The following is an 11,835-nucleotide window of genomic DNA, read 5'->3' as shown; positions in this document are numbered from 1 at the left end:
TTCGCTGGCCGATGCACACCGGTCAGCTGGAAGGAATAAACAATCGCATAAAGGTCATCAAACGAATGGCGTACGGTTACCGGGATAGCGAATTCTTTTTCATGAAGATCAAGAGCGTCTTTCCCGGTATTCCGTGAAGAACCAAAAATAAACCCGGCGCCAGGCCGGGTTCATTTTCAAGGCTGTGCCTGGATCAGTGCAGGATCTGGCTCAGGAACAGCTTGGTCCGCTCGTTCTGCGGGTTGTCGAAGAAGTCGTTAGGCGCGGCCTGTTCGACGATTTCACCCTTGTCCATGAAGATCACCCGGTTGGCCACGGTACGGGCGAAGCCCATTTCGTGGGTCACGCAGAGCATGGTCATGCCGTCTTCGGCCAGGCCGATCATGGTGTCCAGCACCTCTTTCACCATCTCCGGGTCGAGGGCCGACGTCGGTTCGTCGAACAGCATGATCTTCGGCTTCATGCACAGCGCCCGGGCAATCGCCACACGCTGCTGCTGACCGCCGGAGAGCTGGCCCGGGTATTTGTTCGCCTGCTCCGGAATGCGCACGCGCTCCAGGTAATGCATGGCGATTTCCTCGGCCTTGCGCTTGGGCATCTTGCGTACCCACATCGGCGCCAGGGTGCAGTTCTGCAGGATGGTCAGGTGCGGGAACAGGTTGAAGTGCTGGAACACCATGCCGACTTCCCGGCGGATCGCTTCGATCTGCTTGAGGTCGTTCGTCAGCTCCACGCCATCGACCACGATGCGGCCCTGCTGGTGTTCTTCCAGGCGGTTCAGGCAGCGGATGGTGGTGGACTTGCCCGAGCCTGAAGGCCCGCACAGGACGATGCGCTCGCCCTGCTTGACGTTGAGGTTGATGTCCTTGAGCACGTGGAACTGGCCGTACCACTTGTTCACGCCCTGCATCTGAATAATGCCTTCAGGGCCCACAGGCTTTTTGATCGCTTCACTCATGGAGATACTCCTAACGCTTGTGGCCTGTGTCCAACTTACGCTCCAGATGCATGGAGTAGCGGGACATACCAAAACAGAAAATCCAGAACACCAGGGCCGCGAAGACATAGCCTTCGGTGGCCATACCCAGCCATTTCGGGTCGGCGGCGGCTTGTTTCACGCTGTTGAGCAGGTCGAACAGGCCGATGATGATCACCAGGCTAGTGTCCTTGAACAGGGCGATGAAGGTGTTGACGATGCCGGGGATCACCAGCTTCAGGGCTTGCGGCAGGATCACCAGGCCCATGCTGCGCCAGTAGCCCAGGCCCATGGCCGCGGCCGCTTCGTACTGCCCCTTGGGAATCGCCTGCAGCCCGCCGCGCACCACTTCGGCGATGTAGGCCGACTGGAACAGGATCACCCCGATCAGCGCCCGCAGCAGCTTGTCGAAGTTCATGCCTTCGGGCAGGAACAACGGCAGCATCACCGAGGACATGAACAGCACGGTGATCAGCGGCACGCCGCGCCAGAACTCGATGAAGGTCACGCAGACCACCCGAATCGCCGGCATGTTCGAGCGTCGTCCCAATGCCAGCACAATGCCCAGCGGCAAGGCGCCGACGATGCCGACAGTGGCGATCACCAGGGTCAGCATCAGGCCGCCCCATTGACTGGTCGCCACGTTGCTCAGGCCGAGATAGCCACCGTGCAGCAGGCTGTAGGCAATGATCGGGTACAGCACCAGGAAGCTCAGGCCATAGATGGCCTTGTGCGGAACCCGGGCGATGAACAAGGGCGCCACGCCGATCACCGCCAGCCACACGGTCAGGTCCACGCGCCAGCGCAGGTCCACCGGGTAGTAGCCGTACATGAACTGGCCGAAGCGCTGCTGGATGAACACCCAGCAGGCGCCTGACTGGGTGCAGTCGGCGCGGGTGGTGCCCACCCAGTTGGCGTCGAAGATCGCCCAGCTGAGGATCGGCGGCACCACCAGGTAGATCAGGTAGAAGGCAAACAGGGTCAGCAGGGTGTTGATCCAGCTGGAGAACATGTGTGCCCGCATCCACGCCACGATCCCGATGCTGCTGCTCGGAGGTGGCATGTCGGGTTTGAAAGTATGAGTGCTCATGCGCGTTTCCTCACCGCTCGATCAGCGCAATGCGCTTGTTGTACCAGTTCATCAGAAGGGAAATGCTGATGCTGATCGCCAGGTACACGCTCATGGTGATGGCAATGACTTCGATGGCCTGGCCGGTCTGGTTGAGCACGGTACCGGCGAACAGCGAAACCATTTCCGGGTAACCGATACCGGCCGCCAGGGACGAGTTCTTCGCCAGGTTCAGGTATTGGCTGGTCAGCGGCGGAATGATCACCCGCAGGGCCTGCGGGATGATCACCTTGCGCAGGGTCGGACCGTTGCGCAGGCCGAGGGAACGGGCCGCCTCGGTCTGGCCATGGCTCACCGACTTGATCCCCGAACGCACGATCTCGGCGATGAACGCCGCGGTGTAGACGGTCAGGGCCAGGGTCAGGGCCAGCAGTTCCGGGATCAGCACCCAGCCACCGACGAAGTTGAAGCCCTTGAGCTCCGGCATTTCCCAATGCACCGGCGCGCCGAAAATCAGCGTGCACAGCGCCGGGATCACCAGGAACAGCGCCAGGCCGACCCAGAACTTGTGGAACGGCACGCCGGTGTCTTCGAAGCGCTTGTTGGCCCAGCGGCACATCAGCACGATGGCGACAATCGCCACCACCAGGCTGAACACGAACGCCCAGAAGCCGTCGGCCACCAGGGCCGCCGGCATGTTCAGGCCGCGACTGCTGACGAAGAAGGTGTCACCGAAGTTGTGGCTGTTGCGCGGCCCCGGCATGGTCAGGAACACCGCGAAATACCAGAACAGGATTTGCAGCAGCGGCGGAATGTTGCGGAACACTTCCACATACACGGTCGCCAGTTTGCTGATGATCCAGTTCTGCGACAGGCGCGCCACACCGATGATGAAACCGAGGATGGTCGCCAGGATCACGCCGATGAAGGTGACCAGCAGGGTGTTGAGCAGGCCGATCACGAACACCCGGGCATAGCTGTCCGCTTCGGTGTAGGAGATCAGGTGCTGAGCGATGCCGAAGCCGGCGCTGCGCTCGAGGAAGTCGAAACCGGAAGTGATCCCCCGGTGCGCGAGGTTGGTTTGAGTGTTGTTGAACAGGAACCAGCCCAGCGAGATCACCGCGACAATCGTGACGATCTGGAATAACCACGCACGCACTCGTGGATCGCTGAGACTGAGCCTCTGCTTTGGTGCGCCGATTGAATTTTGCATGAAGTGCCCCAGGAATAATGGAACAGAACATCACCCGGTGGTTGGCCCACCGGGTGATAGAACCATCAGCGCACAGGTGGTGCGTATTGAATGCCGCCGTTGTTCCACAGCGCGTTCAGGCCGCGGTCGATGGCCAGTGGAGTGCTCTTGCCGAGGTTCTTCTCGAACACTTCACCGTAGTTGCCGACTTGCTTGACGATCTGTACTACCCAGTCCTTGCGCAGCTTCAGGTCCTTGCCGTATTCACCGTCGGCGCCCAGCAGACGAGCGACGTCCGGGTTCTTGGTGGACTTGGCTTCGGCCTCGACATTCTTCGAGGTGATGCCGGCCTCTTCGGCATTGAGCATGGCGAACAGGGTCCACTTGACGATGCTGAACCACTCTTCGTCGCCTTTACGCACCACCGGGCCCAGCGGCTCCTTGGAGATGGTTTCCGGCAGCACGACGTAGTCGGTCGGGGTCGCCAGCTTGCTGCGCTGTGCGTAGAGCTGGGACTTGTCGGAGGTCAGCACGTCGCAGCGGCCGGATTCCAGCGACTTGGCGCTTTCATCGGAGGTGTCGAAGGTGATCGGGGTGTATTTCAGGCCGTTGCCACGGAAGTAGTCGGAGACGTTCAGCTCGGTGGTGGTACCGGCCTGGATGCAGATGGTCGCGCCGTCCAGTTCCTTGGCGCTCTTCACGCCCAGCTTGTTGTTCACCAGGAAACCGATGCCGTCGTAGTAGGTCACGCCGGCGAACACCAGGCCCATGCCCGAATCGCGGGAACTGGTCCAGGTGGTGTTGCGCGACAGTACGTCGATCTCGCCCGATTGCAGCGCGGTGAAACGCTCCTTGGCATTCAACTGGCTGAATTTCACTTTGGTCGCATCGCCGAATACCGCGGCGGCTACGGCGCGGCAGACGTCGGCGTCGATGCCGAGGATCTTGCCGGTGGCGTCCGGTACCGAGAAGCCCGGCAGACCGTCGCTCACACCGCACTGCACGAAGCCTTTCTTCTGCACGGCATCCAGGGTCGCACCCGCCTGTGCGAAGCCGCTCATGCCCAGTACCGCGGCGGCCGTGACCACAGCCAGGGTGGATTTCAACATCTTCATTCAAACCTCCAGTTTTGCTCTTGTTGTGTCGGAGCTTGAGTCCTGCCGCACCCTTATGAGGCGCTGTTGACCCTTGTTGGCTTTTTATGGGGTCAAGCGGCGTAGGACTTTAGCTATGAGTCTAGTAGGAGAAAATCCATTTAAGAGAAAACCCATACTCACCAAGCGACCGAACGGGCTGTAGCCCTTGCATGTTCGCGAAGCCCGTAGCGGCCATTGGCGAACGTCCATCATCGGATCTTTGCTATCCCACACCCGCCAGTAGCCTGATAGTGTTACCGGCAGGGTGAACGCAATCACTTCACGCAACGGCTATAGCAAAGCCCGTACCAGAGTGCCGGCTAAAGCGGTTCCGGCAGGGGTCAAGAGCAAAACTTGCAGCCTTGCGACATCTTCTTCACTGATCAACCGACCGCGCACCTCGATCACGCACCGCTTGGGCGCGTGCGCACATATTTGGAGCAACCATGACCGAGCCCTTGATTCTTCAGCCCAGCAAGCCCGTCGATGCCTGTGTGATCTGGCTTCATGGCCTGGGCGCCGACCGCTACGACTTCCTGCCGGTGGCCGAAGCGCTGCAGGAAAGCCTGCTGACCACCCGCTTCGTCTTGCCCCAGGCACCGACCCGCGCCGTGACCATCAATGGCGGTTATGCCATGCCCAGCTGGTACGACATCCTGGCCATGAGCCCGGCGCGGGCGATCAACCGCGAACAGCTGGAGGAGTCGGCAAAACGCCTGAGCGACCTGATCGAAGAACAGCGCGCCAGCGGAATAGACCCTTCGCGGATTTTCCTCGCCGGTTTTTCCCAGGGTGGCGCGGTCGTCCTGCACACCGCCTTCCTTAAATGGCAGGGTCCGCTGGGTGGCGTGCTTGCCCTCTCCACCTATGCCCCGACCTTCAGCGACGAACTCGAACTGTCGGCCAGCCAGCAACGGATTCCGACCCTGTGCCTGCACGGCCAGTACGACGAGGTGGTGCAGAACGCCATGGGCCGTACCGCCTACGAGTACCTGAAACACCATGGTGTCACCGTGACCTGGCAGGAATACCCAATGGGGCACGAAGTGTTACCCGAAGAAATTCGCGATATCGGCGCCTGGCTCGGCGAGCGTTTGCGCTGAATCGATAAGTTAGGTAGCCCGTTGAGCAATCCACTACGCCGCGCCCGATTCTTGCATTACACTGCCCGGCGTACATTCCTTAACCAATTGATGAGATGACCGTGCTCAAAGCACTCAAGAAAATCTTCGGTAAAAGCGAGGCTGAGCAGCTCGCGCCAGGCTCCAGCCCATCTTCCTCCAGCCCCAGCAGCCGCACCGACGGCCATCAGCCGGAACGGACCGCGCCTGCCCCCGTGGCCAAGCCAGAGCCGGTGACCGCAGCCGCCCCGACGGCCCAGACCGCGCGCAGCGACAAGCCAAAGGCCGAGCAGCCGCGCCGCCCACGCGCCCCGAAGCCACCGGTGAGCACCTGGAAACTGGAAGACTTCGTCGTCGAACCGCAGGAAGGCAAGACCCGCTTCCACGACTTCAAACTCGCGCCGGAACTGATGCACGCGATCCACGACCTGGGTTTCCCCTACTGCACGCCGATCCAGGCGCAGGTCCTGGGGTTCACCCTGGCCGGCAAAGACGCCATCGGCCGCGCCCAGACCGGTACCGGCAAGACCGCCGCGTTCCTGATCTCGATCATCACCCAGCTGCTGCAGACCCCACCGCCGAAAGAACGCTACATGGGCGAGCCAAGGGCGCTGATCATCGCGCCGACCCGCGAGCTGGTGGTGCAGATCGCCAAGGATGCGGCCAGCCTGACCAAATACACCGGCCTCAACGTGATGACCTTTGTCGGCGGCATGGACTTCGACAAACAGCTCAAGCACCTCGAAGCCCGCCATTGCGACATCCTGGTCGCCACCCCGGGCCGCCTGCTGGACTTCAACCAGCGCGGCGACGTGCACCTGGACATGGTCGAAGTGATGGTGCTGGACGAAGCCGACCGCATGCTCGACATGGGCTTCATCCCCCAGGTACGCCAGATCATTCGCCAGACCCCGCCGAAAAGCGAACGCCAGACCCTGCTGTTCTCCGCCACCTTCACCGACGATGTGATGAACCTGGCCAAGCAGTGGACCACCGACCCGGCGATCGTCGAGATCGAAGCCGAGAACGTGGCCAACGCCAACGTCGAACAGCACATCTACGCGGTGGCCGGCGCCGACAAGTACAAGCTGCTGTACAACCTGGTCAACGACAACGGCTGGGAACGGGTCATGGTCTTCGCCAACCGCAAGGATGAAGTGCGGCGCATCGAAGAACGCCTGGTACGCGACGGCGTGAACGCCGCCCAGCTGTCCGGCGACGTGCCGCAGCACAAGCGCATCAAGACCCTGGAAGGCTTCCGCGAAGGCAAGATCCGCGTGCTGGTGGCCACCGATGTCGCCGGTCGCGGCATCCACATCGACGGCATCAGCCACGTGATCAACTTCACCCTGCCGGAAGTGCCGGACGACTACGTGCACCGTATCGGCCGTACCGGCCGGGCTGGCGCCGACGGCGTGTCCATCAGCTTCGCCGGCGAGGACGACTCCTATCAGCTGCCGTCGATCGAGGCGCTGCTGGGCCGCAAGATCAGCTGCGAAATGCCGCCGACCGAGCTGCTGCGCCCCGTGGAGCGCAAACGCCCAAAAGCCTGAGCAGCATCGTTGTAGGAGCGAAGCTTGCTCGCGATGAACGATAACGCGCAGTGTCAGCAATGACGCCTCGCGGGTAAGCCTCGCTCCTACAGATACAAGCCTGCCCGCAAAAAAACGCAGCCCGACCACAGGCTGCGTTTTTTTTCGCCTGGATATTGCCCGATAAAACTAAAAGTCCATAATGGACAAATTAGTTTATTTCTTGGGAGCACCCGCATGTCCAGCACGCCTTGCGTGATTACCCAGCCTCAAGCCCGCCAGTTGCTGGCGCAGGTCGACGTCCCGCAGATCCTGCGCAAGCTGTTCCACGACCTGGCCGCCGGGCTTGCCGTGCAGCCGGCGCAGCAACTGGTGGAGTTTCCCCAGGGCGCCGGGGACTTCATCAACTACCTGGGCGTGCTGGCCGAAGAGCGGGTCTACGGGGTCAAGACCTCGCCCTATATCGTCCGCGCCGAAGGTCCGCTGGTCACCGCCTGGACCCTGCTGATGTCGATGGACAGCGGCCAGCCGCTGCTGCTCTGCGACGCTGACGAACTGACCACCGCGCGTACCGCGGCCACCACCGCCGTGGCCGTCGATGCCCTGGCAACAACCGATGCCCGGCACCTGGCGATCATCGGCAGCGGCCCCGTGGCCCAGGCGCACCTGCATTACGTAAAAGCCCTGCGCGAGTGGCAATCCATCCGCCTGTACTCCCCTGGCCTGGCCGGCAAATCCGCCGAGGACATCACGCGCCTGAAGGCCCTCGACCCACGCCTGCAGATCGTCAGCCAGCTCGATGACGCCTTGCAGGACGCCGACGTGATCATGCTCTGCACCTCCTCCGCCAGCCCGGTGATCGACCCGCGAACCTTGCACAAGCCGGCGCTGATCACCTCCATCAGCACCAACGCACCGCGGGCCCATGAAGTGCCGCCCGCCGCGCTGAAGGACATGCAGGTGTATTGCGACTATCGTCAGACCACCCCCGGCTCGGCCGGCGAGATGCTGATCGCCGGCGAACAGCATGGCTGGGACAAGGCTGCGATTCTCGGCGACCTGCCCGAACTGCTCAGCGACCTGGCCCAACGACCGGAGCCGGGGCGCCACGTGTTCTTCCGCTCCATCGGCCTGGGCCTGGAAGACATTGCCCTGGCCAGTGCGCTGTACCGCTTGCAACGCACTCACTAAATACCAATGGCATATCTGTAGGAGCGAAGCTTGCTCGCGATTGACGGCCTCGAGCGAACCACCGTGACAGGCTCAAGATCGATCGCGGGCAAGCCTCGCTCCTACAGACGCGCGTTATCCATTTTTACGGAGGCTCGAATGACCCAGGCAGACTTCATCATCATTGGCGGCGGCATCGCCGGGGCATCCACCGGCTACTGGCTGTCACGCCATGGCCGGGTGCTGGTGCTGGAACGCGAATCGCACCCGGCCTACCACTCCACCGGGCGCTCCGCGGCGCTCTATACCGCGGCCTACGGCACGCCCCAGGTGCGCGCGCTGACCCTGGCCAGCCGGGATTTTTTCGATGCCCCGCCGCCAGGTTTCTGCGAACACCCGCTGCTGAGCCCGCGCGGCGAAATGACCGTGGACTTCACCGGCGACCCCACCGAGCTGAACAACCAGTACCTGAGCGCCAAGGCCACGGTGCCGGAGATGCAACTGCTGAGCGCCGACGAAGCCTGCGCGCGCCTGCCGATCCTGCGCCGCGAGAAGGTCCACGGCGCGCTCTACGACCCGAGCGCCAGCGACATCGACACCGACGCCCTGCACCAGGGTTACCTGCGCGGCATCCGGCGCAACCAGGGCGAGGTGCGCACCGACTGTGAAGTGCTGGGGCTGAGCCGCGACCAACAGGGCCAGTGGCAGGTCCAGACCGCCGGCCAGACCTTCAGCGCGCCCATCCTGATCAACGCCGCCGGTGCCTGGGCCGACCAGGTCGGCGTCATGGCCGGCGCCCGGCCCCTGGGCCTGCAGCCGAAACGCCGCGCGGCCTTTATCTTCGCCGGGCCCGAAGGTGTCGACATCCATCACTGGCCGATGCTGGTGAGCCTGGACGAATCCTTCTACATGAAGCCCGACGCCGGCATGTTCCTCGGCTCGCCAGCCAACGCCGACCCGGTGGAACCCCACGACGTACAGCCGGAAGAGCTGGACATCGCCATGGGCATCTACCAGATCGAAGAAGCCACCACCCTGACCATTCGCCGCCCGACCCGCACCTGGGCCGGCCTGCGCAGCTTCGTCAGCGACGGCGACCTGCTGGCCGGCTTCGACACCCAGGTCCCGGGCCTGTTCTGGGTCGCCGCGCAAGGCGGCTACGGTATCCAGACCTCGCCGGCCATGGGCCAGGCCAGCGCCGCCCTGGTGCGTGGCGAAGCCTTGCCCGAGCAACTGGCGCGCTTTGGCCTGGACGCCGCCATGCTCTCCCCCGCCCGCCTCGGCTGAGCCCGTTCAGGTGACGCGCCCCAACGATTGCGGCACACTCGCAGCGCCCCGCCTCGCGGGGCGCTGACACCGCCTGGAGAACCGCCCATGACCTCACCCGCGCAGGACCCTGCCCTGGACAACTTCCGGACGATCGCCGACGCCATCGCCACGCTGTTCTTCCCCCATGCCGAGGTGGTGCTCCACGACCTGCGCACGCAGAAGATCGACTACATCGCCAACAACATCTCCAAGCGCGAAGTGGGCGACGATGCGGCCCTGGACGACATGCTCGGCGAGGACAGCAACGAGCGGAATATCGGCCCCTATGAAAAGCTCAACTGGGACGGCCAGAAGATTCGCAGCCTCAGCAGCGTGCTGCGCGACAGCAACGGCCAGCCGCTGGCGGTGCTGTGCATCAACCTGAATATTTCGCTGTTCGAGAATGCCAAGGCGGCGCTGGACCTGTTCCTCTCGCCGAGCAAACTGATCCCGCAACCGGACTCGCTGTTTCGCGACGACTGGCAGGAACGCATCAACACCTTCCTGCACAACTGGCTGCGCGAACGGCAGCTGGGCCTCAACCTGCTGACCCGCGAACACAAGCGCGAACTGGTACTGGCGTTGCACGCCGAAGGCGCGTTCAAGGGCAAAAGCGCCGCCAACTATGTGGCCAACGTGCTGAACATGGGGCGGGCGACGGTGTACAAGCACCTGAAGGAATTGAAGGGCTGACCGCCCTCTGAAAAGCATCGCGGGCAAGTCGGATCGCCGCCCGCTCGCTCCTACAAAACGGTAGGAGCGAGGCTTGCCCGCGATGGCGTCCTCACGAACGCCACACACCATCAGTCGCCGTAGATGTCGGACTTGAAGTACTTCTCGGAAATCTTCTGATACTCGCCACTGGCGCGAATGCCATCGATGGCGGCATTCAACTGGCTGACCAGCTCGGCATTGCCCTTGCGCACCGCGATCCCCGCGCCCTCACCCACGTATTTCGGGTCCTTCAGCTCCGGCCCGACAAACGCATAGCCCTTGCCGCGCGGCATCGACAGAAAGTCATTCAGCGGAATGGTGTCAGCGAAAATCGCATCGAGACGCCCGGCCGCCAGGTCCATGTAGATCTCTTCGTTGTTGCTGTAGCGCTTGACGTTGATGCCCTTGGGCTCGAACACCTCGGTGGCGTAGCGGTCGGTGGTGGTCGCCCGTTGCACACCGACATTCTTGCCCTTGAGGCTGGCGTACTGGTCATCGACCGTCGCGCCTTCCTTCATCACCAGCCGCGAGGAAGTGAAGTAGTACTTGTGGGTGAAATCGACCGACTTCTTGCGGTCTTCATTGATGGTCATCGACGACAGCGCCATGTCGATTTTCTTCACTTTCAACGAAGGAATCAGGCCATCGAATTCACCCTCGACCCATAGGCACTTGACCTGCATCTGCGCGCACAAGGCATTGCCGATGTCGTAGTCGAAACCGACGATCTCACCTTTGTCGGTTTTCGAGGCGAACGGCGGATAAGCCGCCTCGATGCCAATGCGCAGGGTTTTCTCGGCGGCGAACAGGCTGCTGCACGCCAACAGGCTCAGGACCAGGCCACTGATGAGGGGGAGTTTCTTCATATTCGTTCTCTCGCGGGTTGTTGTTGGTTTGGCAAGACAGAAGAAAGGAGTGAAACGCTGAAGCCTTGTTTTGTACTTGTAAATCCATACTGGACTTTTACGTATATTTCGTCAACGGAGCGGACGCGCTTCGTCCCGCCTTTGGTCGAGATACCAAATCGAGAGAGAAACAGGGAAGTCGAGGGTGTAACTGAGGGCCTATCGCGGGCAAGCCTCGCTCCTACAGACGGTGTTGATCGTAGGAGCGAGGCTTGCCCGCGATGGCGGACTTGCGGTCAATACAGAGGGATCAGGCCGTCACTCTTTCCAGCGATCCGCCGCCGCATGATCGCTTTCGCGCCCTTCCACCCAGCGCGGGCCGTCGGCGGTGGTTTCCTTCTTCCAGAACGGCGCGCGAGTCTTCAGGTAGTCCATGACAAAGGCACAGGCGTCGAATGCCGCCTGGCGGTGGGCGCTGGCGGCGCCGACGAAGACGATCGGCTCGCCCGGCTCCAGCGCACCGATGCGATGCAGCACTTCCAGCTTGAGCAGCGGCCAGCGCTGTTCGGCCTCGGCGGCGATCTTGCCCAGGGCCTTTTCGGTCATGCCCGGGTAATGCTCGAGAAACATCCCCGCCACGTCCAGACCATCGTTGAAATCCCGCACGTAACCGACAAAACTCACCACCGCGCCAACGCCGACATTCGCCGCATGCATTGCGTTGACTTCCGCCCCCGGATCGAAGGCGCCCGATTGCACGCGAATCGCCATG

12 protein-coding genes are annotated in these 11,835 nt (G+C 62.4%); 6 read left to right on the top strand and 6 right to left on the bottom strand.

Annotation, left to right across the window (positions count from 1 at the left end):
• Window positions 1-137: transposase (locus tag DK261_RS07060; protein WP_146218516.1), on the top strand; the 137-nt coding region annotated here is incomplete at its 5' end.
• A gap of 56 nt (window positions 138-193) precedes the next feature.
• Here DK261_RS07060 and DK261_RS07055 read toward each other — a convergent pair.
• The 4 genes from DK261_RS07055 to DK261_RS07040 form a co-directional block, all read right to left on the bottom strand.
• A complete protein-coding gene (locus tag DK261_RS07055; protein WP_009047107.1) occupies window positions 194-958 on the bottom strand; it encodes an amino acid ABC transporter ATP-binding protein in 765 nt (254 codons plus the stop codon).
• Window positions 959-968: 10 nt separating this feature from the next.
• Window positions 969-2,066, bottom strand: a complete 1,098-nt coding sequence (locus DK261_RS07050) for an amino acid ABC transporter permease (RefSeq protein ID WP_009047106.1) — start codon at window positions 2,064-2,066, stop codon at window positions 969-971.
• A gap of 10 nt (window positions 2,067-2,076) precedes the next feature.
• Entirely contained in the window at window positions 2,077-3,258 is a 1,182-nt protein-coding gene (locus DK261_RS07045) for an amino acid ABC transporter permease (protein WP_110175457.1), read from the bottom strand.
• A 65-nt stretch (window positions 3,259-3,323) separates the two neighbouring features.
• Window positions 3,324-4,352, bottom strand: a complete 1,029-nt coding sequence (locus DK261_RS07040) for an amino acid ABC transporter substrate-binding protein (protein WP_025806519.1) — start codon at window positions 4,350-4,352, stop codon at window positions 3,324-3,326.
• A 467-nt stretch (window positions 4,353-4,819) separates the two neighbouring features.
• Here DK261_RS07040 and DK261_RS07035 point away from each other — a divergent pair, with 467 nt between their 5' ends.
• The 5 genes from DK261_RS07035 (at window position 4,820) to DK261_RS07015 (ending at window position 10,197) form a co-directional block, all read left to right on the top strand.
• Window positions 4,820-5,476 carry an alpha/beta hydrolase gene (locus DK261_RS07035; protein ID WP_009047103.1) on the top strand — a complete coding sequence of 219 codons (657 nt, stop codon included), beginning with the start codon at window positions 4,820-4,822 and terminating at the stop codon, window positions 5,474-5,476.
• 95 nt (window positions 5,477-5,571) lie between these two features.
• Window positions 5,572-7,047 (top strand): ATP-dependent RNA helicase RhlB, encoded by a 1,476-nt coding sequence (gene rhlB / locus DK261_RS07030; protein WP_009047102.1) that lies wholly within the window; start codon window positions 5,572-5,574, stop codon window positions 7,045-7,047.
• 216 nt (window positions 7,048-7,263) lie between these two features.
• Window positions 7,264-8,217 (top strand): ornithine cyclodeaminase family protein, encoded by a 954-nt coding sequence (locus DK261_RS07025; protein WP_110175456.1) that lies wholly within the window; start codon window positions 7,264-7,266, stop codon window positions 8,215-8,217.
• A 138-nt stretch (window positions 8,218-8,355) separates the two neighbouring features.
• Complete coding sequence (locus DK261_RS07020) at window positions 8,356-9,483, top strand: FAD-binding oxidoreductase (RefSeq protein ID WP_053268254.1); 1,128 nt, start codon at window positions 8,356-8,358, stop codon at window positions 9,481-9,483.
• An 87-nt stretch (window positions 9,484-9,570) separates the two neighbouring features.
• Entirely contained in the window at window positions 9,571-10,197 is a 627-nt protein-coding gene (locus DK261_RS07015; RefSeq protein ID WP_009047099.1) for a transcriptional regulator, read from the top strand.
• 110 nt (window positions 10,198-10,307) lie between these two features.
• Here the strand turns inward: DK261_RS07015 and DK261_RS07010 are convergent, their stop codons facing one another.
• Together DK261_RS07010 and moaE are read right to left on the bottom strand one after the other, a co-directional pair.
• A complete protein-coding gene (locus tag DK261_RS07010; protein ID WP_028681710.1) occupies window positions 10,308-11,084 on the bottom strand; it encodes an ABC transporter substrate-binding protein in 777 nt (258 codons plus the stop codon).
• A 297-nt stretch (window positions 11,085-11,381) separates the two neighbouring features.
• Window positions 11,382-11,834 carry a molybdopterin synthase catalytic subunit MoaE gene (moaE, locus tag DK261_RS07005; protein WP_110175455.1) on the bottom strand — a complete coding sequence of 151 codons (453 nt, stop codon included), beginning with the start codon at window positions 11,832-11,834 and terminating at the stop codon, window positions 11,382-11,384.
• Between the last annotated feature and the right edge of the window lies 1 nt (window position 11,835).

The organism is Pseudomonas sp. RW409 (genome assembly GCF_003184125.1).
Lineage (GTDB): Bacteria > Pseudomonadota > Gammaproteobacteria > Pseudomonadales > Pseudomonadaceae > Aquipseudomonas > Aquipseudomonas chlororaphis_I.
This window is presented reverse-complemented; position numbering and strand designations above follow the sequence as displayed.